The sequence below is a fragment of the Streptomyces sp. SJL17-4 genome, from assembly GCF_036826855.1.
In the GTDB taxonomy this organism is placed as follows: Bacteria; Actinomycetota; Actinomycetes; order Streptomycetales; family Streptomycetaceae; genus Streptomyces.
On sequence record NZ_CP104578.1, the window covers coordinates 6071551 to 6093144 of the forward strand.

Sequence of the window (21594 nt, forward strand, 5' to 3'; positions counted from 1 at the left end):
CCCGGGAGAAGTCGTCCGGGAGACGTGGGCCCGTCAGGCGTCGAGCGCGTGCCCGGTCGTGGCGTCGACGTGTTCGGGGAGCGCGTCGTGGCGGTCGCCGACCGTCGAGGTGCCCGTGGGCTCGAACATGAGGATGGCGGCGCCCTCGGGGGCGTACGGCTTGTGCTGCGTGCCGCGCGGGACGGTGAAGACCGAGCCCCGGGGGAGCCGGACCGTGCGCTCCCCGGCCGGCTCGCGCAGCGAGAGGTGCAGCTCGCCGTCGAGGACGAGGAAGAACTCGTCGGTGGTGTCGTGGGCGTGCCAGACGTGCTCGCCCCCGACCTTGGCGACGCGGACGTCGTAGTCGTTGACGTGCGTGACGATGCGGGGGCTCCACAGGGCGTCGAAGGAGGCCAGGGCCTGGTCGAGGGCGATGGGGTCGTTGCCGTTGCTCATACGGGGATCGTCGCCGGTGGAGCGCGGGCCGCGTGAGTGCCAGGAATCGCACATGTCGCAAGAATCCTCGCAGGTACGTATCGTCGCCCTCGTCACGACCGCTCACAGTCGGGCTCACAGCCGAGCTCACAGCCGAGCTCGCAGCCGAGAAGAGGAACACATGGGTGTCACGCGAGAAGTCATCGAGGCCGGGGACGGCCAGAACTTCCCCAAGCCCGGAGACGTGGTGCGGATGCACTACACGGGCACGTTGGAGAACGGCAAGAAGTTCGACTCGTCCCGGGACAGGGGCGAGCCGTTCGTCAGCAAGATCGGGATCGGCCAGCTCATCAAGGGCTGGGACGAAGGCGTCCCCCAGATGTCGCTGGGCGAGCGTGCCAAGCTGACGATCACCTCCGACTACGGCTACGGCGACAGGGGTGTTCCGGGCGCCATTCCGCCCAAGGCCACGCTCATCTTCGACGTGGAGCTCCTCAAGATCAATTAGTGGCCACGGCGGCCGTCCGTCCGAGCGTGGCGTTGTTCCCCCGGCGAGCGCGGGGCCGGGGGAACGCCCGCGCCGGTGGAGTGCGGGCCCCCGCCGGTGGAGTGCGGACCGCGTACGGACCGCGTGCGTGCTAGGAATCGCCCATGCCGCACGAATCCTCGCAGGGAGCCTCCGCCGACCCTCTCCACCCTCTCCACCCTCTCCACCCTCTCGACCGTCTCCACCGTCTCCACCGGGTCGTCGTGATCGTCGACGCCCACTCGAACCCCTTCGAGCTCGGCTGCGCCACCGAGGTCTTCGGTCTGCGCCGGCCCGAGATCGGCCGCGAGCTGTACGACTTCCGCCTCTGCTCGCCCGAGCCGGACATCCTCATGCGGGACGGCTTCTTCACCCTCTCCGGGGTCGCCGGCCTGGAGGCGACCGAAGGGGCGGACACCGTGATCGTCCCCAACCGCCCCGACGTCGACGTGCCCCGCCGCCCGGCGGTCCTCGACGCCGTCCGGCGCGCGCACGCGAGCGGTGCGCGGCTCGTCGGGTTCTGCAGCGGTGCCTTCACGCTCGCCGAGGCCGGGGTGCTCGACGGGCGGCGGGCCACCGCGCACTGGCAGTGGGCGGACTCCTTCCGGGAGCGCTTCCCCGCCGTGACGCTCGAAGAGGACGTCCTCTTCGTCGACGACGGAGACATCCTCACCGCGGCCGGCAGCGCCGCCGCGCTCGACCTCGGACTGCACATCGTCCGCCGTGACCACGGCGCGGAGATCGCCAACGCCGTCAGTCGCCGCCTTGTCTTCGCGGCGCACCGGGACGGCGGGCAGCGGCAGTTCATCGAGCGCCCCGTGCCCGACTTCCCCGATGAGTCCTTGGCCCCGGTCCTGGCCTGGGCGCAGGCGCGCCTCGACGAGCCCCTGACGGTGGCCACCCTCGCGGCGCGCGCCTCCGTCAGCCCCGCGACCCTGCACCGCCGTTTCCGGGTGCAGTTGGGGACCACGCCGCTGGCCTGGCTCACGGGGGAGCGGATCGCCCTGGCCTGTCGGCTCATCGAGCGGGGCGAGGCGCGCCTCGACGCGGTCGCGCGAAGCAGCGGGCTCGGTACGGCCGCGCATCTGCGCGCGCTGATGCGCCGGGAGACGGGCCTCGCCCCCTCGGAGTACCGGCGACGATTCGGCCCCGGCCCCGGCCCCGGCCCCGGGATCGGGGCAGGCAGGTGAGTCGTCAGCCGGTCCGGCTGGGCGCCCCGTATGAGCAGGCCGCTACCAGACCCACACCCCGCCGAGGACGGAAGTCCGGCCGGATTCGTCGGTGCCGACCAGGTGGGCCGCCTCGGGGCCCCCGCTCGAACCGTCGTCCAGGGGAATGGCGAAGCGGTGCTCGCCGAAGTGCAGGGCGATGATCCGGTCCGGATCCAGTTCACAGCCGTCGACGGTCTCGCCGATGTAGCGGCGCATGAGGTCCGGCGACCCGGGCTCGGGGAAGCGCCACTCGCTGCCCCCGTACACCCCCACGGGGTCGGCCAGCGCCCGCAGCACCGGGCCGTCGAAGTGCAGCTCGACGTAGTCGCGCACGAACGACACGGCGCTGACCTCGTGACCGATCAGCAGCCGGACGGGGTCGTCGCCGGGACCGTTCGCGATGTTCATGAGCACATGCTGCCGGACCCCCACCCGCCTGACCACGCGTTTCCCGTCGGGCGACGCGTGCTGTGCGCGCCCGCCCGCGCCCGATCCCGTATCTGACCTTCCGTCAGAATGGAACGTGTTCTAGTCTGCCGCGCATGGGCATCGCCATCACGCACGAACAGCGGGAGCTCGCCCGATCCGTCCGGGGCTGGCTCACCCGCGCCGTACCTCCCGAGGAGGTCCGCAAGCACCTCGACGTCCCCGACACCGCCACCGGCCGCCCGGCGTACTGGGACGCCGCCGCCGAGCAGGGGCTCCTCGGGCTGCATCTTCCCGAGGGGTACGGGGGAGGGGGCGGCGACCTCGGGGATCTCGTCGTGGTCGTGGAGGAGGCGGCCCGGGCGCTGCTCCCGGGGCCGTACCTCCCCTCCGTACTCGCCGCCGAGCTGCTTCGACGGGCCGGGGACGGGGAGCTCGCCGGCGCCCTCGCGGGCGAGAAGCGGATCGGGGAGCGGATCGGGGAGCTCGCCGCCGCACTCGCAGGCGGGGAGCGGGTCGGGGCCGTCGCCCTGGGGGGTACGGGGAGCCTCACCGCCGTCCGTACCGCGAGCGGCTACCTCCTCGACGGCACCGCGCCCCCCGTCCTCGGCGGCGCCCAGGCCGATCTCGTCATCCTGCGCGCCGCCACCGCCGACGGCTCCGTCTGGCTCGCCGTCGACGCCGACGGGCTCGTGGTCCGGCCCCACGAGAGCGCCGACCCCACCCGCCCCACCGCCGAGATCACCGCCCGGGCCCGTCACGTCCCCGCCGCTCGCGAGCTCGCCCTCGACACCGCCCTCGTCCACGACCTCGCCGCCGTCCTCTTCGCCGCCGACGCCTGCGGCACCGCCGCCCGCGCCGTCGAGACCGCCGCCGAACACGCCCGTACCCGCGAACAGTTCGGCCGCCCCATCGGACAGTTCCAGGGCGTCAAACACCTCTGCGCCGACATGCTCGTCCGGCTCGAACAGGCCCGCGCCCTCACCTGGGACGCCGCAAGGGCCGGTGACGAACAGGCCCGCGACCTCGTCCGCGACGCCGCCAGGGCCGGTGACGACGAGGCCCGCGCCGGAGGCGACGAGGCCCGCGCCGGAGGCGACGAGGCCCGCGCCGGTGACGACGAGGCCCGGTCCCTCACCGCCGCGCTCGCCGCCGCCACCGCCCTCGACACCGCGTTCACCTGCGCCAAGGACTGCATCCAGATCCTCGGCGGCACCGGCTTCACCTGGGAGCACGACGCCCACCTGCTGCTCCGCCGCGCCCTCGTCGCCCGCCAGCTCCTCGGCACCGGCGACCGGCACCGGCTCGCCGCCCTCCGGCTCGCCGCCGGCGGCGTCCGGCGCGGTCTCCGGCTCGATCTGCCGGCCGAGGCCGACCCGTACAGGAGGGCGGCCCGCGAGGCCGTCGCCCCCGCCGTCGGACTCGACCCCGCCGCCGCCCGCCGCGCCCTCGCCCCCACCGGCTACGCCGCCCCGCACCTCCCGGAGCCGTACGGACTCGGCGCGGGCCCCCTCCAACAGCTCGCCGTCCAGCGTGAACTCGACGAGGCCGGGATCACCGTCGCCGGGCTCGGCATCGCCACCTGGGTCGTGCCATCCCTCCTCGCCCACGGCACCCGCGCCCAGCAGGACGAGCACCTCGGCCCCACCCTGCGCGGCGAGCGCCTCTGGTGCCAGCTCTTCTCCGAGCCCGGCGCGGGATCCGACCTCGCCTCCCTCCGTACGCGGGCCGAGCGCACCGAGGACGGACGCTGGCGGATCAACGGCCAGAAGGTGTGGACGAGCGCCGCCCAATGGGCCCACCACGGCATCCTGCTCGCCCGTACCGACCCGGCCGCCCCCAAGCACAAGGGCCTCACCTACTTCCTCGTCGACATGCGGAACACCCCCGGGATCGACGTACGGCCGCTCAAGGAGATCACCGGGGAGTCCCTCTTCAACGAGGTCTGGTTCGACGACGCGATCCTCCCCGCCGACGCCGTCGTCGGCGAGGTCGACGACGGCTGGCGGGTCGCCCGCAACACCCTCGGCAACGAGCGCGTCCACATGGCCGACCAGGTCGCCTTCGACACCGGCCTCGAAGCCGTCATCGCCGAGGCGGACCGGGTCGACAGCTCCGTACGGGTACGGATCGGCGCCCTGCTCGCCGAGGCGCACGCGCTCGCGTGCATCGGCCTGCGCACCACCCTGCTCCAGGTGTCCGGGCTCGAACCCGGTGCGGGCGCCAGCGTCCGCAAGCTCGTCCAGACCCTCCACCAGCAGAAACTCGCCGAACTCACCCTCGAACTCCTCGGCCCCGAAGGCGCCGTGCGCGAGGGCCCCGGCGAACGGGCCGTCCACGGCCTGCTCATGTCCCGCTGCCTCACCATCGCGGGCGGCACCACACAGGTACAGCTCAATGTCGTCGCCGAGCGGCTGCTCGGCCTGCCGAGAGACTGAGGGGGAACCGCGATGACCACCAAGGCGTACGTCGTCGGTGTCGGGATGACCAAGTTCGAGAAGCCCGAGACCCGTGACTGGCAGTACTGGGACATGGTCAAGGAGGCCGGAACCGCCGCCCTCGCCGACGCCGGCGTCCCCTACGCGCGCGTGGAGCAGGCCGCCGTCGGCTACTGCTTCCAGGCCTCCACCGCCGGACAGCGCGCCGTGTACGAACTCGGGCTCTCCGGCATCCCCGTCTACAACCTCAACAACAACTGCGCGACCGGCTCCACCGCCCTCATGACCGCCCGCCAGTTCGTCGAGGGCGGCATCGCCGACTGCGTCCTCGCCGTCGGCTTCGAGAAGATGAGCCGGGGCGCGCTCGGCGGCGGATCGGGGGCCGGCGACTTCAGGACGTCTCCGGTCGCCCGGCACTACGGCATCATGGCCGCAGCCCACGGCTTCGAGGCGTCCCCGCCCACCGCGCAGATCTTCGGCAACGCCGCCCGCGAGCACATGGAGCGGTACGGGACGACCGAAGTGCAGCTCGCGGCCGTCGGCGCCAAGAACCACCAGCACTCGGTGAACAACCCCAACGCCCAGTTCCAGGACGTCTACACGGTCGACGAGATCCTCGCCGCGAAGACCGTCCACCGGCCGCTCACCAAGCTCCAGTGCTCGCCCACCTCCGACGGCGCGGCGGCGGCCCTCGTCGTCTCCGAGCGCTTCGTCGACGCACACGGGCTGCGGGACCGGGCGGTGGAGATCGCCGGACAGGCCATGACCACCGACACCGAGGAGTCCTTCGCCTCGGGCTCCTGCATCGACGCCGTCGGCCGCCCGATGTCCCGGGCCGCCGCCCGGCAGGCGTACGAGCGCTCCGGGCTCGGCATCGAGGACGTCGACGTGATCGAACTGCACGACTGCTTCTCCATCAACGAACTCCTCACGTACGAGGCGCTCGGCATGTGCGAGGAGGGCGCGTCCGGCAAGCTCGTCGAGTCCGGCGCCACGACGTACGGCGGCCGCTGGGTCGTGAACCCCTCCGGCGGCCTCATCTCCAAGGGCCACCCGCTGGGCGCGACGGGCCTCGCGCAGGCGGCCGAACTCGTCTGGCAGCTCCGGGGCGAGGCGGGGGCCCGGCAGGTCGCGGGGGCGCGGGTCGGGCTCGCGCACAACATCGGCCTGGGCGGCGCGGCGGTGGTGACGCTGCTGCGCAGGGCGTAGGACCTTATCCCCATGTACGGGGCGGATACGGTCTGCGACCATCACATTCATGCCGCAGACCGACTCCGATTCCGACTCCGCCTCCGTACGGACGCCTCCCGCGACCCCTGCCACCCCCGCCACCCCCTCCATACCCACGCCCCGCGCCTGGGCGGTCGTCCTGACCGCCTGCGCGGGCCAGTTCCTCGTCGTCCTCGACGTCTCCGTCGTGAACGTGGCGCTCCCGTCGATGCGGACCGACCTCGGACTCTCGGCCCTCGGTCTGCAATGGGTCCTCAACGCCTACGCCATCGCCTTCGCCGGCTTCATGCTGCTCGGCGGACGTGCCTCCGACCTCTACGGGCGGAAGGCGATGTTCCTGCTCGGGCTCGGTCTCTTCACCGCCGCGTCGGTCGCGGGCGGCCTCGCCCAGGAAGGCTGGCAACTCGTCGCCGCCCGCGCCGTGCAGGGCCTCGGCGCGGCCGTCCTCTCGCCCGCCACGCTGACCCTGGTCACCGCCGCCGTCCCCGCCGGAGCCGCCCGCACCCGGGCCATCGGCACCTGGACGGCGGTCGGCGCGGCCGGCGGCGCGGCGGGCGGTTTCGTCGGCGGCCTCCTGGTCGACCTGCTGTCCTGGCGCTGGGTCCTGCTCATCAACGTCCCCGTCGGCGGCCTCGTTCTCGTGGGCGCGCTGTTCTGGCTCCGTGAGTCCCGCACCGGCGCGGGCCGCCGCCTCGACCTGCCCGGCGCGGTCCTCGTCACGGCGGGGCTCGCCACCCTCGCGTACGGGATCGTCCAGACCGAGGAGGCGGGCTGGACGGACCCGACGACCCTGCTGACCCTCCTCGGCGGTCTGGCGCTCCTCGGCGTCTTCGTCGCGGTGGAGGCCCGCACGGCGGAGCCGCTGATGCGGCTGGGGATCTTCCGTACGCGCGCGGTGTCGGCGGCCAACGTGGCGATCCTGCTGTGCGGTTCGAGCTCCTTCGGCATGTGGTTCTTCATGACCACCTACGCGCAGAGCGTGCTCGCGTACACCCCGCTCCAGGCGGGCCTCGCCCTGGTCCCCAGCTCCCTCAGCGTCGTCCTGGGCTCCAAGCTGGCCCCGTACCTGATGCCGATCGTCGGCGCGCGGAACCTCGCCGTCATCGGTGCCCTCGTCGGGGCGGCGGGCTTCGCCTGGCAGTCGACGCTCACGGCCGACGGCACGTTCCTCGGGACGATCCTGGGCCCCGGCATCCTGATGATGGCGGGCCTCGGCCTGGCCACCACCCCCCTGGCCACCCTCGCCACCTCCAGCGCCTCCCCGTCCGACGCGGGCCTCGTCTCGGGCCTGGTCAACACCTCCCGCACGATGGGCGGCGCGCTGGGCCTCGCGGTCCTCTCGACGATCGCGGCGGCGGCCACCCCCGCCGTCACCTCGGCGGCGCCGGATCCGTCCTCCCTGGTCCCGGGGTACGCGATGGCGTTCCGCGCCGCGACGGGGGTCCTGATCGGGGCGGCGGTGCTGATGCTCCTGTGGCTCCCGAAGCCGGCGGCCAAGGCGGTGGCCCGCCGCGGGTGACAATGCCCGGGTGATATCGATCAAGAACAAGTTCAGAACCGCCGCGACCGCGCTGGCCGTCGGCGCGTCCCTCCTGGTCGCGCCGTCGGCCTCGGCGGAACCGGTCCTGGCCGTCACCACCGGCGCCGTGTTCAACGACCCCAACAGCGCCGACGCCTCCGCCAGGGGGCGGATCCTCTCCCACCTGGCGGGCCTCGTCGACGGCGCGGAGCCGGGGTCGTCCATCCGGATCTCCCTGTACCTCTTCCACTCCGTCTACCTGGCCAACAAGCTGGGCGACGCCCACAAGAGGGGCGTGTCCGTCCAGGTCGTCGTCGACAACGACAGCAGGTCCACGGGGCTCGACACGCTGAAGAGCCGGCTCGCGGACCCGGCGGGCAGCCCCGACTCCTGGGTCCGCGGCTGCAAGGCTGAGGAAGCCTGCCTGGCCCTGGACCCGGGCACCACGGCCGCGGATCCGAACGGCACGTACGACAACGTCAACCACAACAAGTTCTTCCTGTTCTCCCGCACCAAGGGCAAGGGCACCGTCCCGGTCGACCGCGTCGTGGTGCAGGGCTCCGGGAACCTCACCGCCAACGACACCGACGACTGGTGGAACGACGCGCTGACCGTCGCCGACAACACGGAACTGTTCGACGCGTACACCCGGTACTTCGACGACCAGGCGGCGGCCGCCATCGGACAGACGCCCCAGGTCGCGGACTACGCGCACGACACCCAGGCGGGCCAGGCGAAGGTCTACTTCTTCCCGCGGTCCAGCACCGACACGGTCGTCAACATCCTCGGGACGGTGGCGCCGGTCGGCACCCCGGACTCCTGCACGGGGAACTCCCCGGGCTTCGGCACCGCGGACGGCCGTACGAAGATCCGCATCGCCCAGGGCCACATCACCCGCACCGAGGTGGCCAGGAAACTGTGGGAACTCGCCAACGCGGGGTGCGACATCGAGATCGTCTACCGGTCGCTCGACAACTGGACGGCCGACGACAAGCCCATGGGACAGGTCGCCAACTGGCTGACCAGGCCGGTGACGGGGAAGGGCCGCATCACCCTGCACCAGCTCGACAACGACAAGCGCGGCGGCTCCGACTCCCACACCAAGTACCTGCTGGTCGAGGGCACGTACAACGGCGGCGTGAACAAGAAGATCGTCTTCACCGGCAGCCACACCTACACGGTGACGGCGCTCAGGTACAACGACGAGACGCTGCTCAAGTACGAGGACGCGACGGTCTTCGACGCGTACGTGGGGAACTTCGAGGCCCAGCGCGCGGCCGCGATCGAGGGCCGGTAGACGCCGGGATCCACAGTCACCCCTGGGCGTCCCGTTCACGGGCCGTGAGCGGGTCCGGCTCCGCACCGAGCGACGCCGCCGCGAGGGCCGGGTCGATGACCGTCTCTCCCCGCAGGACCTGACGGATCGACTCGGCCAGCTCCTCCACGGGGCCGTCCTTCACCAGGAACCCCGCCGCGCCCGCCTCCATGGCACGGCGGAGGTACCCGGGGCGGGCGAAGGTCGTGAGGATCAGGACCCGGCAGTCCGGGGCCTCCGTCCGCAGGTCCGCCGCCGCGTCCAGGCCCGAACGGCCCGGCAGGTCGATGTCGAGCAGCGCCACGTCGGGCCGCGCGAGCAGCGCCGCGTCCACGATCTCGTCGCCCCGGCCCACCTGCGCGACGACCTCCATGTCGTGCTCCATCCCGAGCAGCAGGGCCAGCGCTCCGCGCGTCGTCCCCTGGTCCTCCGCCAGCAGCAGTCGGATCATGCCGTCGGCTCCCCCTCGCGTGCGTGCGGGACGGGGGTCTCCACGGGGAGCTCCGCGGTGACCCGGGACCCGCCCAGTGGAGCCGGTCCCGAATCAAGAGTGCCTCCTGGCGCCGCGACCCGCGCGCGCAAGCCCCGCGGTCCGCTGCCCGGCGTGCCGCCGTCGGCCCGGCCCCGCCCGGCCGTCGGCCCGGCCCCGCCCGTCGCCGGTGACCACATCTCTGACGTACCGTCAGCTAGCGACTGCCGGGAGGGTTCCCAACTCCTGCCGCCTCGGCTATACATGGGGGCCACCGACCTAGAACGCGTTCTAGAACGGCCGCGTCCGGGACGGTCCCCGCACGGCCTCGGTGCGGCCGACGGTGCGGACGGCCGCGCCGAGGTCTTCACCGCCACGAGGAGCAGCAGCCCGATGCCCATCGACCCCGCCAAGGCCGTCGCCGCCGAACCCCGCAGCGCCGAGATCTCCTGGGACCACAAGGACGTCCAGCTCTACCACCTGGGACTGGGCGCCGGAATCCCGGCGACCGACCCCGACGAGCTCCGCTACACCCTCGAATCCAAGCTCCACGTCCTGCCCAGCTTCGCGACCGTCGCGGGCGCCGGCATGGGCGTCGTCGGCGGGCTCTCCGCCCCCGGCATCGACATCGACCTCGCCGCCGTCCTGCACGGCGGCCAGACGGTCACCCTCCACCGCCCCGTCCCCGTCGCCGGCCGCGCCGTCTCCACCTCCCGCGTCGCCGCCGTGTACGACAAGGGCAAGGCAGCCGTCCTCGTCCTTCGCTCCGAGGCCTCCGACGCCGACGGCCCGCTCTGGACCAGCGACGCCCAGATCTTCGTCCGCGGCGAAGGCGGCTGGGGCGGCGACCGCGGCCCTTCCGAGCGCCTCGCGCTGCCCGACCGCGAGCCCGACAGGACCGTCGAACGCCCCGTACGCGAGGAGCAGGCGCTCCTCTACCGGCTCTCCGGCGACTGGAACCCGCTCCACGCCGACCCCGAGTTCGCGAAGCTCGCGGGCTTCGAGCGGCCGATCCTGCACGGCCTCTGCACGTACGGCATGACCCTCAAGGCGGTGGTGGACGCGGTGCTCGGCGGCGACGTCACCCGCGTCCGCTCGTACCGCACCCGATTCGCCGGGATCGTCTTCCCCGGCGAGACCCTGCGCATCCGGATGTGGGCCGGGGACGGCCGCGTCCAATTGGCGGTGACGGCCGTGGAGCGCGACGACGCCCCGGTCCTCGCCGACACCCTCGTCGAACACTCCTGATCGCCTGATTGGAGCCGCACCATGCGCGCAGCCGTACTGCACGAGATCGGTCAGGACAAGCTCGAAGTCGTCGACGACGTCGAGGCGGTGGGCTTCGGCCCCGGCAAGGTGAGGATCCGGGTCCGGGCCACCGGCCTCTGCCACTCCGACGTCTCCGCGATGAGCGGCGTCCTCCCGCAGCCCGCCCCCTTCATCCCCGGCCACGAGGGGGCGGGCGAGATCCTCGACGTCGGCGACGGCGTCACCGGACTCACCCAGGGCCAGCGGGTCCTGCTCTGCTGGCTGCCCGCCTGCGGCAGCTGTCCCGCCTGCAAGCGCGGCCAGACCCAACTCTGCCTGGCCGGGTTCATGAACGCCGGCACGCCCAACTTCAAGCGCCCCGGCGGTGAGGTCTTCGGCTTCGCCGGCACCGGCACCTTCACCGAGGAGGTCGTCGTCGACGCGGGCTGCGCCGTCCCGATCCCCGACGACGTGCCCTTCGACATCGCCGCCCTCATCGGCTGCGGCGTCACCACCGGCCTCGGCGCCGCCATCAACACGGCCAAGGTGGAGGCCGGTTCGTCGGTCGCCGTCATCGGCTGCGGAGGCGTCGGCATCTCCGCGATCCAGGGCGCCAAGCTCCAGGGCGCAGCCCAGATCGTCGCCGTCGACCCCGTCGAGTCGCGCCGCGAGGCCGCGCTGCGCTTCGGCGCCACCGAGGCCGTCGCCCCCGACGCGCTGGCCGACGCCAAGCAGCGGATCACCGCGGGCGAGGGCTTCGACTACGTCTTCGAGGTCGTCGGCAAGTCGGCCACCGCCCGTACCGCGTACGAGAACACCCGGCGCGGCGGCACCCTCTGCGTCGTCGGCGCGGGCGCCCTCGACGACTACCTCCAGCTCAGCATGTTCGAGCTGTTCTTCGACGAGAAGCGGATCCTGCCCTCCATGTACGGCGGCGGCGACGTGCTCCGCTCCTACGAGCGGGCCATCGCGCTCTGGCGGGCCGGCCGCATCGACCTGGAGTCGCTCATCACCCACCGCGTACCGCTCGCGGGCATCAACGAGGCCCTGGAGCAGATGCGGACCGGCGCGGCCCTCCGTACCTGCATCGAGATCTGAGAGGACACCTGCGAGATGTCACTCCCCCTAGAGGGCCTGAGCGCGATCGTCACCGGCGCCGGGCGCGGTCTCGGCCGCGCCGAGGCCCTGGAACTCGCCCGGCTCGGCGCGGCCGTCGTCGTCAACGACTACGGACAGCCGGGGCGCGACGGCTCGGGCGCGGCCTCCGCCGCGCCCGCCGAGGAGGTCGCCGCGGAGATCCGCGCGACGGGCGGCAGGGCGGTCGCGCACCTCGGCGACATCGCCGACTTCGAGACGGCACGGGCCCTGACCGACCTGGCCGTGGCCGAGTTCGGCAAGCTGGACATCCTGGTCAACAACGCGGGCATCCTGCGCGACCGGATGGTCTTCTCGATGAGCGAGGAGGAGTGGGACTCGGTCATACGGGTCCACCTCAAGGGCCACTTCAACACCACGCACTTCGCGGCGGTGCACTGGAGGACCCGGGCGAAGGCGGGGGAGTCCGGCGTGTACGGCCGGATCGTCAACACCTCCTCCGAGGCCTTCCTCGCCGGTTCGGCCGGACAGCCCAACTACGCGGCGGCCAAGGGCGGCATCGTGGGCCTGACGACCTCGACGGCGCTCGCGCTCGCCCGGTACGGGGTGACGGCGAACGCCATCTGCCCCCGGGCGCGCACCCGGATGACGGAGGACGTGTTCGCCGGCTTCGCCGAGCCGACGGCCGAGGGCGACCTCGACCCGCTGTCCCCCGAGCACGTGGCGCCGCTCGTCGGCTACCTCGCCTCCCCGGCGGCCGCCGCGGTCAACGGCCAACTGCTCGTCGTCCACGGCGGGATGGTCGCGATCGTGGACCGGCCGCGGGTGGCGGCCAAGTTCGACACGGCCAAGGAGGCGTTCACGTACGAGGAACTGGACGGCCTCCTGACCCCGCACTACGCGTCCCGCCCGGCGGGCGAGACCTTCGCGGCGTCGGAGGTCCTCGGCCTGAAGAAGGGCTGAGACCAGGGGGACCGGGGGTGACCACCGGCCGGGGTGCGGCTCGGCCGGAGGGATGGTGGGGAAGACGAAGGGCCCCGGGGCGACCCGGGGCCCTTCGCTCGACCTGGAACTGCTCGGTACTGCTCGGTACTTCTCGGTACTTCGTTACTGCGAGACGGGCTCGCGGCGGTGTCGGCCGTGCGGGGAGGATGCGGAGTCCTCCGTCGGCGCGGCGTCCCCGCGGTGCTTGCCGGAGCCGTTCGGCTCCTGCCCGGTCGTGCTGTTTTCCGACATGGTCGAACTCACCCCGTTGACATCGGTCGTGCTGTGCAGCCCGAGAGTCTAGCCAGCGGGTTTCCCGTCCGTGAGGGGAGCCTGCTGCAACGGCACGGGACGGCACACGCGGGGCTCCTCGACGGCCTCAGCGGCCACGGTCACCGCCACCGGATCGCGCTCCGGCTCCGGCACCGGCGGCGCCTCCACGTCCGCGAGACCGCAGGGCGCCCCGGCCGTCGCGTACGGCAGCCGGAGCACGCCCCCCGCCGTCCACAGGCCCGCCCCGGCCAGCCACCCCACGGGTGCGGCCAGTTGGCCCATCCGGCGGGCCACGGGCTGCCACGTCCCCACCCAGCTGCCGCCCGCCGCGTCGATCCGCAGCGCCACCGCGCAGGTCTCGGGCATCAGGACCTGCCCCGGCTGGACGGCGAACGGCGTCACCGCCGCGTCGTCGAGCCGCAGGCACTCCGGGAAGCGCACCGGCAGCAGACTGCCGAGCACGCCCCAGCCGAGCCGGTCGTGCCCCGGTGACGGCGCGTCGGAACGGATCAGGAGCAGCCCGCTGTCCGGATCCGCGAGGAGCAGCCGGTCGTTGCTGTCCTCGGTGATCTGCAGCAGCGGCGTCACCTCCCCGCCCCGCTCCAGGTCGACGGCGACCGCCTTCACCGGCCCGTCGTCAAGCCGCCGGTCGAGCGCGAGCATCCGGCCCGTACGGTCGAGCCACACCCCGCCCGCGCACCGGCCCTTCACCTCCGCGACCTGCTCGGGACCGAAGGCCCCGCCCGCGACCAGCCACAGCGTGGTCGTGTCGGGGCCGACGCACATGGCGTACGCGCAGATGCCGTCGGGGGAAGGCGGCAGCAGCACCAGACGCTCGGAGCCCGGGGCCTCCACGGAGCCGAGCCGGAGTTCCCCGGTGGCCGGGCCCGTGGGGTAGAGCAGCGAGAACGTGTTCCGCCGCCCGTCCACGCGGCGGGCGACCAGGACCCGGCCGTCGGCCAGGGGCAGCAGCTGGGTGCCGGGCTCCTCCGGCTGGTCGAGGGGGAGCGGGACGGCGTACGGCTCCGGGCCGTCGAGCGTCCACCTCTCCACGTACAGGGCGTCGCCGTCGCCCGCGAGCCTGGCCGCGTACGCGCCGTTCGCCGTGATCGTGAGACCCGTCGTGAACTCCGTCGGCCGGGCGCCGCGGCCGGGGTGCTCCCCGTCGCGGTCGTCGTCCTCGGCCGTGGTCTCGATGGCACACGCTGTCATCGACTCGTCACCTCCGGCCACGAAGCTAGTTTTCGCACTTCCAGCCGAACAACACGAGCAGGGTCACTTCACACATAAGGGTGGTGCTGTGACGATTCCGCTGAGGGGTGGGGGGTGGTTGTGCTGGAGTTGCCAGTGATGAGTAAGGTAAGGCGAACCTAAACGGAGTCCGTGGCTCCGGCCGGTCGCGCCCGTATTTCCCGCCAGGACCCGTACAGGAGCCTTCTCATGTCCCTCCGCCGCCGCGGCACCGCCGCCGTCGTCGCCCTCGCCGCCGCGCTCTCGCTCGCGGCCTGCGGAGGAGGCGACGGAGGATCCGACGCCTCCAAGAAGGAGGACACGTCCAAGAAGAAGGACGTCGCCACCGGCGGCAAGGACTTCGGCGACGCCGCCGCGAAGACCGCGGCCATGGGCACGGACGCCAAGGCCGGCCAGTTCCCGCGCACCCTGACGCACGCCCTCGGCAAGACCGAGCTGCCGGCCGCCCCGAAGCGGGTCGTCGTCCTCGACGTCGGCGAGTTCGACAACGTCGTCTCCCTCGGCATCAAGCCCGTCGGCTACGCCCCCGCGGAGGGTGACGACGGCATCCCGGCCTACCTCCAGAAGGACGCCGGAGCCCCGAAGTCCGTCGGCACGATCAACAACCTCAACCTCGAGGCCATCGCCAACCTCCAGCCCGACCTGATCCTCGGCAGCCAGCTGCGCGCCGCGGACAAGTACGACGAGCTGTCGAAGATCGCGCCGACCGTGTTCTCCATCCGTCCGGGCTTCACCTGGAAGGAGAACTACCTCCTCAACGCCGCCGCGCTCGACAAGACCGCCGAGGCGAAGGAGAAGCTCTCCGCGTACGAGACCAAGGCGAAGCAGCTCGGCACGGAGATCGGCCCGAACAAGCCGACCGTCTCGATGGTCCGCTACCTCCCCGGCAAGATCCGCCTGTACGCGAAGGCGTCCTTCATCGGCACGATCCTCGAGGACACCGGCCTGCCGCGGCCCAAGAACCAGCAGATCAACGACCTCGCGGCCGAGATCAGCCCGGAGAAGATCGACGAGGCCGACGGCGACTGGATCTTCACCGGCGTGTACGGCGAGGCCAAGGCCACCAAGAAGGACACCGCCCAGGCCAACCCGCTCTGGAAGAACCTCAAGGCCGTCAAGGCCGGCCAGGCCAAGGACGTCCCGGACGAGACCTGGTACCTGGGCCTCGGCGTGACGGCGGCGAACGTGGTCCTCGACGACCTGCGCGGCTACCTCGTCAAGTAACGCGGTTGCCTCGTCAGGCAACACGAGGCAAGCGGTGAACGAGCGACCCCCGACGCCGGCCGACGGCGCCGGGGGTCGCCCGCCGTCGGGGCGGAGGGCGACGGGGGCGCCCCTGCCGTAGGCGCCGCAATGGTGCCGGGGGTCGTCCGTCGTCCGTACCGCAACGGTGCCGGGGGTCGTCCGTCGTCCGTACCGCAACGGCGCCGGTACCAGCCGCGAAGGCGGGCCAGGTAGCCTTTCCTCGTGCCCCGTCTGTCTGAAGTCATCGCCGCGCTCGACGCCCTCTGGCCACCAGAGCGGGCCGAGTCGTGGGACGCCGTCGGCACCGTCTGCGGTGACCCCGACGCCGAGGTCACCCGTGTGCTCTTCGCCGTCGACCCCGTCCAGGAGATCGTCGACGAGGCGATCGCCCTCGGCGCCGACCTGATCGTCACCCACCACCCGCTCTACCTCCGCGGGACGACGACCGTCGCGGCAGGCCACTTCAAGGGCCGCGTCGTGCACCACCTCATCAAGCACGACATCGCCCTCCACGTCGCGCACACCAACGCCGACACCGCCGACCCCGGCGTCTCCGACGCCCTCGCCGGCGCGCTCGACCTCCGGGTCACCGGCCCCCTCGTCCCCGAGAACAACCTCGGCCGGATCTGCGAGCTCGACCACCCCGAGACCCTCGCCGAGTTCGCCGCCCGCGCGGCGAAGCGGCTGCCCGCCACCGCGCAGGGCATCCGGGTCGCGGGCGACCCCGGCATGACCGTGCGCCGCGTCGCCGTCAGCGGCGGCTCCGGAGACAGCCTCTTCGACGCCGTACGGGCCGCCGGCGTGGACGCCTTCCTCACCGCCGACCTGCGCCACCACCCCGCCTCCGAGGCGACCCAGCACTCACCGCTCGGCCTGGTCGACGCCGCCCACTGGGCCACCGAGTGGCCCTGGTGCGAGCAGGCCGCCGCCCAGCTCGACGAGATTTCCGACCGTCAGGGCTGGGACCTCCGCGTCCACGTCTCGAAGACGGTCACCGACCCCTGGTCCTCCCACCACACCTCCCCTGGAGCCCCCAACTGAACGCCGCGCCCGCCGACCAGATCCGCCTCCTCGACGTCCAGGCCCTCGACGTCCGCCTCCAGCAGCTCGCGCACAAGCGCCGGTCGCTGCCCGAGCACGCCGAGATCGAGTCGCTGACCAAGGACCTCACCCAGCTGCGCGACCTGCTCGTCGCCGCGCAGACCGAGGAGAGCGACTGCGGCCGTGAGCAGACCAAGGCCGAGCAGGACGTCGACCAGGTCCGCCAGCGGGCCGCGCGCGACCAGCAGCGCCTCGACTCGGGCGCCGTGTCCTCCCCGAAGGACCTGGAGAACCTCCAGCGCGAGATCGTCTCCCTCGCCAAGCGCCAGGGCGACCTCGAGGAGATCGTCCTGGAGGTCATGGAGCGCCGCGAGTCCGTGCAGGAGCGTCTCACCGAGCTGAACGAGCGGGTCTCCGCCGTCCAGGCCAAGACGGACGACGCGACCGCCCGCCGCGACGCCGCCGAGGGCGAGTTCGCCGCCGAGGAGGCGTCCGTGGAGAAGGAGCGCGAGCTCGTCGCGGGCACCGTCCCCGCGGACCTCCTGAAGCTGTACGAGAAGCTGCGCGTGCAGCAGGGCGGGGTCGGCGCGGCCCGGCTGTACCAGCGCAAGTGCGAGGGCTGCCACATCGAGCTCAACATCACCGAGCTGAACGAGGTCCGTGCCGCCGCCAAGGACGAGGTCCTGCGCTGCGAGAACTGCCGCCGGATCCTGGTCCGCACGTCGGAGTCCGGCCTGTAATGACGTCGTCGTCCTCGCGTGAGGTGATCGTCGAGGCGGACGGCGGTTCCCGGGGCAACCCGGGGCCCGCCGGGTACGGCGCCGTGGTCCTGGATCCGGTGACGGGCGAGACCCTCGCGGAGGCGGCCGAGTACATCGGCGTGGCGACGAACAACGTCGCCGAGTACAAGGGCCTGGTGGCGGGCCTGAAGGCGGCGCGGTCGCTGTTCCCCGACGCCACCGTCCACGTCCGGATGGACTCCAAGCTGGTCGTCGAGCAGATGTCCGGCCGCTGGAAGATCAAGCACCCGGACATGAAGCCGCTCGCGGCCGAGGCGGGCCGGGTCTTCCCGGCGGGCCGGGTCCGCTACGAGTGGATCCCGCGCGAGCGCAACAAGCACGCGGACCGGCTCGCGAACGAGGCGATGGACGCGGGCAAGCGCGGCCGCCAGTGGGAGCCGTCCGACTCGACGGCCGCCCTGGACGCCGCGGCCGCCCGCAACGCCGCGACCCTCCCCCCGGCGCCCTCGGGCCCTCCGGGCGACGCGACGGCGGGCGCGGCCCGCGCCCGCGCGGCGCTGGGCACGCGACCGGGCGCCACGGAGGCCACCGGGCCCTCCGTCCCGGTCGCGGCCGCCTGGCCGAGCGGCGTGTCGCGGCCGTCGGGCACGACCACCGCGCCGGACGACGGCCTGTTCGCCGCCGACGAGGCCCTCACGGCTCCGGTGCCTGACCCGGCCTCAGGGGACTTCGAGGCACAGGCAGGCGCCACGGCCCCCACGGGCCGTACCGCGCGCACCCACCCGCCGGAGACGACCGGGGCGGCGCCCGCGACGCCCGCGGCGGCGGGCAGGGCCGAGGACGCAGGTCCTGAGGGCGCCGGCCCGGAGGCCGACCGCGCCGAGGCCGCCCGCGTCGCGACGGCCCCCGCCACGCAGCCGCAGAGCGGCACCGCCCCCCGGCAGGGCTGGTCCGGTGGGCCCGACATGAGCGCGCCCGCCACCTTCGTGCTCCTCCGGCACGGCGAGACCGCGCTCACGCCCGAGAAGCGGTTCTCCGGCAGCGGGGGGACCGATCCCGAGCTCTCGGCGGCCGGCCTCCGGCAGGCCGAGGCCGTCGCGGAGGCGCTCGCCGCGCGCGGCACCATCCAGGAGATCGTCAGCTCGCCGCTCACCCGCTGCCGCCAGACGGCCGCCGCCGTCGCCACCCGCCTCGGGCTCGACGTGCGCGTCGAGCAGGGGCTGCGGGAGACCGACTTCGGTGCCTGGGAAGGGCTGACGTTCGGTGAGGTGCGGGACCGGTACCCCGAGGACCTCGACGCGTGGCTCGCCTCACCGAAGGCCGCGCCCACCGGCGGAGGCGAGAGCTTCGCGACCGTCGCCCGCCGCGTGGCCGCGACCCGTGACCGGCTCACCGCCGCCTACGCGGGCCGGACCGTCCTCCTCGTCACCCACGTCACGCCCATCAAGACCCTGATCCGGCTCGCGCTCGGCGCCCCGCCGGAGTCGCTGTTCCGGATGGAGCTGTCGGCCGCGTCGATCTCGGCGGTCGCCTACTACGCCGACGGCAACGCGTCCGTACGCCTCCTCAACGACACCTCCCACCTGAGGTAGGGGGAACGGGGGAGCGGGAACCTCTCGCAGGCGCGGCGCACCCGGGCGGCGGCCTCCGGCAGGGGAGCGCGTTCCCCGGCGAGCGAGCGGCGCCTCCGGCAGCAGGAGGGCCCCTCCGCACGGGGAGCGGTGCACGGGAGCGGAGCCCTCCGCAGGAGGAGTCGTGCAAGAGGGTGGCGCGCCGCCCCACCCTCGTACCACCATCACCGTTCATGACGTGGCACTTCACCGAGGACCCGGCCGCCTTCCGTGCGGCCGCCGCACCCCTGCTCGCCGCCGAGCCCGCCCGTAACACCGCCGTCCTCACGATGATGGACACCGCCGGCCGCCTCGGCTGGTGGACCGAGCCCGACGGCCGTGTCACAGGAGTCCTCGTGGTGTCCCCGCCGCGCGTGCCCGCCTTCGGGGCGATCACGGTGGAAGCGGCCCGCGCGCTCGCCACCCTCGACGACGAGGAGGAGCCGACGGCCCTGCGGGGCGAGACGGACGCCGTCGAGGCCTTCGCGAACGCCACCGGCCGCCCCTGGGCGCCCACCGCCCGGATGCGGCTCTTCCGGCTCGGCACCCTCACCCCGCCGGACCCCGCCCCCGCCGGACGCGAGCGCGTGGCCGGCCCGGCCGACATCCCGCTCGCCGCCGCCTGGGCGAGGGAGTTCTCCCGCGACATCGGAGAGGACCCCGACGCCGACCCCACCGCCTTCACCGAGCTGGTCACGGACCGGATCTCCGACGGCCGCCTGCTCCTCTGGGAGGACCCCGACGGGCGCCCGGTGTCGATGGCGAGCGTCTCCCGCACGCTTGAGGGCCAGGCCCGCGTCCACCTCGTCTACACCCCGCCCACCGAACGCGGCCGGGGTTACGCGGCCGGCGTCACCGAGGCCGTCAGCCGCGCCGCCCTGGACGGCGGCGCCGCTCAGGTCCTGCTCTTCACACACCTCTCCAACCCCACCAGCAACGCCCTCTACCAGCGCCTCGGCTACCGACCGGTGCTCGACCACCTGGGGGTGGAGTTCACCGGGACGGCACGCTGACCGGCCCCCGCAGTGCCGCCGCCTCGCGCGCCAGCGCCTCCACCCGCCCCCAGTCGCGGGCCGCGAGAGCATCGGGCGGCAGCATCCACGTACCGCCGACGCAGCCGACGTTCGGGAGGGAGAGGTAGGTGGGGGCGGAGGCGAGCGAGACACCGCCCGTCGGGCAGAACCGGGCCCGGGGGAGCGGCCCCGCGAGGGACTTCAGGTACGGGACGCCGCCCGCCGCCTCGGCCGGGAAGAACTTCATGTCCGCCACGCCCTGTTCGAGCAGGGCCACGACCTCCGAGGTCGTCGACACACCGGGGAGGAAGGGCAGGCCCGAGTCGCGCATCGCGCCGAGCAGCCGCTCCGTCCAGCCGGGGCTGACCAGGAACCGCGCCCCGGCGCCGACCGCGTCCCCGACGCCGGCCGCCGAGACGACCGTCCCCACGCCGACGACCGCGTCCGGCACCTCGGCCGCGATGGCGCGCACGGCGTCGAGCGCGGCCGGCGTGCGCAGGGTGACCTCGACGAGCGGAAGCCCGCCGGCCACCAGGGCCCGGGCGAGCGGCACGGCGTCGGCGGCGTCCTCGATCACGACCACCGGGACCACCGGTACGGGAGAGGCTTCCGGGGCCAGGTCGAACACGCTCGTCACGCTCGTCATGGGCCTCATCCTCCCCACGCCGAGCGCCCCACGCAACGATCGTTGCGCAGGGTGCAATGAATGATCAGTGGATCAATGGATCAGTGGATCTCGTCCACCAGCACGTCCAGCGCCCCCGGCTTCCCGCTCTCCTCCACCACGTACCTCAGGTCCCGCAGCGCCGCCACCAACTCCTCCGGCGAACGCGGGGCCGCCCCCGCCTCAAGGAGGCTCCGGACGATCCGGCCCTTCGTCGCCTTGTTGAAGTGGCTGACCACCTTCCGGGTCGGCGCGTGCAGCACCCGCACCGTCGCCGTCCGCGCCGCCACCTCGCCCTTCGGCTTCCACGCCGACGCGTACGCCGACGAGCGCAGGTCCAGCACGAGCCCCTCCCCGGCCGCCTCGGGCAGCACGGAGGCCATCGCGCCCCGCCAGTGCCCGCCGAGCGCGCCGAGCCCCGGCAGCTTGACCCCCATCGAGCAGCGGTACGACGGGATCCGGTCCGTCACCCGCACCGCGCCCCACAGCCCGGAGAAGACCAGCAGGGACCGCCCCGCCCGCCGCTTGGCCGCCGCGTCCAGGGTCGCCAGACCGAGCGCGTCGTACAGCACGCCCGTGTAGATCTCCCCGGCCGGCCGCGCGCCCGCCGTCCGCAGCTCCACGTTCTTCGCGACCTCGCCGCGCAGACCCTCGCTCAGGCCCAGCACCTCGCGTGCCTTCTCCTCGTCGGCCGCGCACAGCTCGACCAGCTCGTCCAGGACCGCCGCCCGCGCCTCCGCGAGCCCCGGCAGGGACAGCGACTCCGGCTTGAGCGGCGCCCCGCGCCCCGAGGAGGCCTTGCCCTCGGAGGGCGGCAACAGCACGAGCACGGTGGTTCTCCTTCGTCCGTACGGGGATGGGGGTGCGGCCCCAGGAGCCCAG

20 protein-coding genes and 2 pseudogenes are annotated in these 21594 nt (G+C 73.3%); 14 read left to right on the plus strand and 8 right to left on the minus strand.

The genetic code is table 11. The features are described 5' to 3' along the window. Window positions 1-33: 33 nt before the first annotated feature. Window positions 34-435 carry a cupin domain-containing protein gene (locus tag N5875_RS27295; protein WP_318211433.1) on the minus strand — a complete coding sequence of 134 codons (402 nt, stop codon included), beginning with the start codon at window positions 433-435 and terminating at the stop codon, window positions 34-36. A 160-nt stretch (window positions 436-595) separates the two neighbouring features. Here N5875_RS27295 and N5875_RS27300 point away from each other — a divergent pair, with 160 nt between their 5' ends. Next, window positions 596-922, plus strand: coding sequence for an FKBP-type peptidyl-prolyl cis-trans isomerase (locus N5875_RS27300; protein ID WP_318211432.1), 327 nt, complete (start codon window positions 596-598; stop codon window positions 920-922). Between the two features lie 242 nt (window positions 923-1164). Continuing rightward, window positions 1165-2130 carry a helix-turn-helix domain-containing protein gene (locus N5875_RS27305; protein WP_338499274.1) on the plus strand — a complete coding sequence of 322 codons (966 nt, stop codon included), beginning with the start codon at window positions 1165-1167 and terminating at the stop codon, window positions 2128-2130. 42 nt (window positions 2131-2172) lie between these two features. Here N5875_RS27305 and N5875_RS27310 read toward each other — a convergent pair whose 3' ends face one another. Then, window positions 2173-2559, minus strand: coding sequence for a hypothetical protein (locus tag N5875_RS27310; RefSeq protein ID WP_338496759.1), 387 nt, complete (start codon window positions 2557-2559; stop codon window positions 2173-2175). A 134-nt stretch (window positions 2560-2693) separates the two neighbouring features. On the opposite strand from N5875_RS27310, the gene N5875_RS27315 reads away from it, so the two are divergent. The 4 genes from N5875_RS27315 to N5875_RS27330 are packed head-to-tail and all read left to right on the plus strand — an operon-like array spanning window position 2694 to window position 9061. Continuing rightward, on the plus strand, window positions 2694-5015 hold the full coding sequence (locus tag N5875_RS27315) for an acyl-CoA dehydrogenase (RefSeq protein WP_338496761.1): 2322 nt from the start codon (window positions 2694-2696) through the stop codon (window positions 5013-5015). Window positions 5016-5027: 12 nt separating this feature from the next. Beyond that, window positions 5028-6224 carry a lipid-transfer protein gene (locus N5875_RS27320; protein ID WP_338496763.1) on the plus strand — a complete coding sequence of 399 codons (1197 nt, stop codon included), beginning with the start codon at window positions 5028-5030 and terminating at the stop codon, window positions 6222-6224. 49 nt (window positions 6225-6273) lie between these two features. Then, a complete protein-coding gene (locus N5875_RS27325; protein WP_318211428.1) occupies window positions 6274-7764 on the plus strand; it encodes an MFS transporter in 1491 nt (496 codons plus the stop codon). 10 nt (window positions 7765-7774) lie between these two features. Next, entirely contained in the window at window positions 7775-9061 is a 1287-nt protein-coding gene (locus tag N5875_RS27330) for a phospholipase D-like domain-containing protein (protein ID WP_338496766.1), read from the plus strand. A gap of 25 nt (window positions 9062-9086) precedes the next feature. On the opposite strand, the pseudogene N5875_RS27335 reads toward N5875_RS27330, so the two are convergent. Next, window positions 9087-9530 (minus strand): annotated as a pseudogene (locus N5875_RS27335) (response regulator transcription factor); the annotation flags it as partial. Further along, window positions 9527-9682, minus strand: a pseudogene (locus tag N5875_RS27340) (sensor histidine kinase); the annotation flags it as partial. The pseudogenes N5875_RS27335 and N5875_RS27340, both read right to left, overlap by 4 nt. Window positions 9683-9941: 259 nt before the next feature. Here N5875_RS27340 and N5875_RS27345 point away from each other — a divergent pair. Genes N5875_RS27345 through N5875_RS27355 form a run of 3 tightly spaced genes read left to right on the plus strand, consistent with a single transcriptional unit; the run spans window position 9942 to window position 12854 of the window. Beyond that, window positions 9942-10796, plus strand: coding sequence for a MaoC/PaaZ C-terminal domain-containing protein (locus tag N5875_RS27345; protein ID WP_318211426.1), 855 nt, complete (start codon window positions 9942-9944; stop codon window positions 10794-10796). Between the two features lie 21 nt (window positions 10797-10817). Continuing rightward, complete coding sequence (locus N5875_RS27350) at window positions 10818-11894, plus strand: Zn-dependent alcohol dehydrogenase (RefSeq protein ID WP_318211425.1); 1077 nt, start codon at window positions 10818-10820, stop codon at window positions 11892-11894. Between the two features lie 15 nt (window positions 11895-11909). Then, window positions 11910-12854: a 3-oxoacyl-ACP reductase gene (locus N5875_RS27355; protein ID WP_318211424.1), complete on the plus strand. Its 945-nt coding sequence runs from the start codon at window positions 11910-11912 to the stop codon at window positions 12852-12854. A 144-nt stretch (window positions 12855-12998) separates the two neighbouring features. Here N5875_RS27355 and N5875_RS27360 read toward each other — a convergent pair whose 3' ends face one another. Together N5875_RS27360 and N5875_RS27365 are read right to left on the minus strand one after the other, a co-directional pair. Continuing rightward, window positions 12999-13127 (minus strand): hypothetical protein, encoded by a 129-nt coding sequence (locus tag N5875_RS27360; protein ID WP_267499917.1) that lies wholly within the window; start codon window positions 13125-13127, stop codon window positions 12999-13001. 48 nt (window positions 13128-13175) lie between these two features. Further along, the gene (locus N5875_RS27365) at window positions 13176-14360 is read right to left on the minus strand and encodes a hypothetical protein (protein ID WP_338496774.1); all 1185 of its coding nucleotides are present in this window, start codon (window positions 14358-14360) and stop codon (window positions 13176-13178) included. Window positions 14361-14588: 228 nt separating this feature from the next. Between N5875_RS27365 and N5875_RS27370 the strand changes: the two genes are divergently transcribed. From N5875_RS27370 to N5875_RS27390, 5 genes are all read left to right on the plus strand, one after another. Next, window positions 14589-15623, plus strand: a complete 1035-nt coding sequence (locus N5875_RS27370; protein ID WP_318211422.1) for an iron-siderophore ABC transporter substrate-binding protein — start codon at window positions 14589-14591, stop codon at window positions 15621-15623. A 243-nt stretch (window positions 15624-15866) separates the two neighbouring features. Beyond that, window positions 15867-16685, plus strand: a complete 819-nt coding sequence (locus tag N5875_RS27375) for a Nif3-like dinuclear metal center hexameric protein (protein WP_318211421.1) — start codon at window positions 15867-15869, stop codon at window positions 16683-16685. Then, window positions 16682-17425, plus strand: a complete 744-nt coding sequence (locus N5875_RS27380; RefSeq protein ID WP_318211450.1) for a C4-type zinc ribbon domain-containing protein — start codon at window positions 16682-16684, stop codon at window positions 17423-17425. Before N5875_RS27375 ends, N5875_RS27380 begins: the two co-directional genes overlap by 4 nt. Continuing rightward, complete coding sequence (locus tag N5875_RS27385) at window positions 17425-19017, plus strand: bifunctional RNase H/acid phosphatase (protein WP_338496776.1); 1593 nt, start codon at window positions 17425-17427, stop codon at window positions 19015-19017. Before N5875_RS27380 ends, N5875_RS27385 begins: the two co-directional genes overlap by 1 nt. A 212-nt stretch (window positions 19018-19229) precedes the next feature. Further along, window positions 19230-20048, plus strand: a complete 819-nt coding sequence (locus N5875_RS27390; RefSeq protein WP_318211420.1) for a GNAT family N-acetyltransferase — start codon at window positions 19230-19232, stop codon at window positions 20046-20048. Here the strand turns inward: N5875_RS27390 and eda are convergent. Together eda and yaaA are read right to left on the minus strand one after the other, a co-directional pair. Then, window positions 20029-20685 (minus strand): bifunctional 4-hydroxy-2-oxoglutarate aldolase/2-dehydro-3-deoxy-phosphogluconate aldolase, encoded by a 657-nt coding sequence (eda, locus tag N5875_RS27395; protein ID WP_338499276.1) that lies wholly within the window; start codon window positions 20683-20685, stop codon window positions 20029-20031. The genes N5875_RS27390 and eda overlap by 20 nt on opposite strands. Before the next feature lie 89 nt (window positions 20686-20774). Further along, on the minus strand, window positions 20775-21542 hold the full coding sequence (yaaA, locus tag N5875_RS27400) for a peroxide stress protein YaaA (RefSeq protein ID WP_318211419.1): 768 nt from the start codon (window positions 21540-21542) through the stop codon (window positions 20775-20777). Window positions 21543-21594 lie beyond the last annotated feature (52 nt).

Coding starts and splice junctions, on each gene's coding strand:
- N5875_RS27295 (WP_318211433.1), bottom strand. CDS start 435: ATGAGCAACGGCAACGACCCCATCGCCCTCGACCAGGCCCTGGCCTCC.
- N5875_RS27370 (WP_318211422.1), top strand. CDS start 14,589: ATGTCCCTCCGCCGCCGCGGCACCGCCGCCGTCGTCGCCCTCGCCGCC.
- N5875_RS27300 (WP_318211432.1), top strand. CDS start 596: ATGGGTGTCACGCGAGAAGTCATCGAGGCCGGGGACGGCCAGAACTTC.
- N5875_RS27310 (WP_338496759.1), bottom strand. CDS start 2,559: ATGAACATCGCGAACGGTCCCGGCGACGACCCCGTCCGGCTGCTGATC.
- N5875_RS27320 (WP_338496763.1), top strand. CDS start 5,028: ATGACCACCAAGGCGTACGTCGTCGGTGTCGGGATGACCAAGTTCGAG.
- N5875_RS27390 (WP_318211420.1), top strand. CDS start 19,230: ATGACGTGGCACTTCACCGAGGACCCGGCCGCCTTCCGTGCGGCCGCC.
- N5875_RS27325 (WP_318211428.1), top strand. CDS start 6,274: ATGCCGCAGACCGACTCCGATTCCGACTCCGCCTCCGTACGGACGCCT.
- N5875_RS27350 (WP_318211425.1), top strand. CDS start 10,818: ATGCGCGCAGCCGTACTGCACGAGATCGGTCAGGACAAGCTCGAAGTC.
- N5875_RS27360 (WP_267499917.1), bottom strand. CDS start 13,127: ATGTCGGAAAACAGCACGACCGGGCAGGAGCCGAACGGCTCCGGCAAG.
- N5875_RS27365 (WP_338496774.1), bottom strand. CDS start 14,360: ATGACAGCGTGTGCCATCGAGACCACGGCCGAGGACGACGACCGCGAC.
- N5875_RS27355 (WP_318211424.1), top strand. CDS start 11,910: ATGTCACTCCCCCTAGAGGGCCTGAGCGCGATCGTCACCGGCGCCGGG.
- N5875_RS27345 (WP_318211426.1), top strand. CDS start 9,942: ATGCCCATCGACCCCGCCAAGGCCGTCGCCGCCGAACCCCGCAGCGCC.
- N5875_RS27315 (WP_338496761.1), top strand. CDS start 2,694: ATGGGCATCGCCATCACGCACGAACAGCGGGAGCTCGCCCGATCCGTC.
- N5875_RS27385 (WP_338496776.1), top strand. CDS start 17,425: ATGACGTCGTCGTCCTCGCGTGAGGTGATCGTCGAGGCGGACGGCGGT.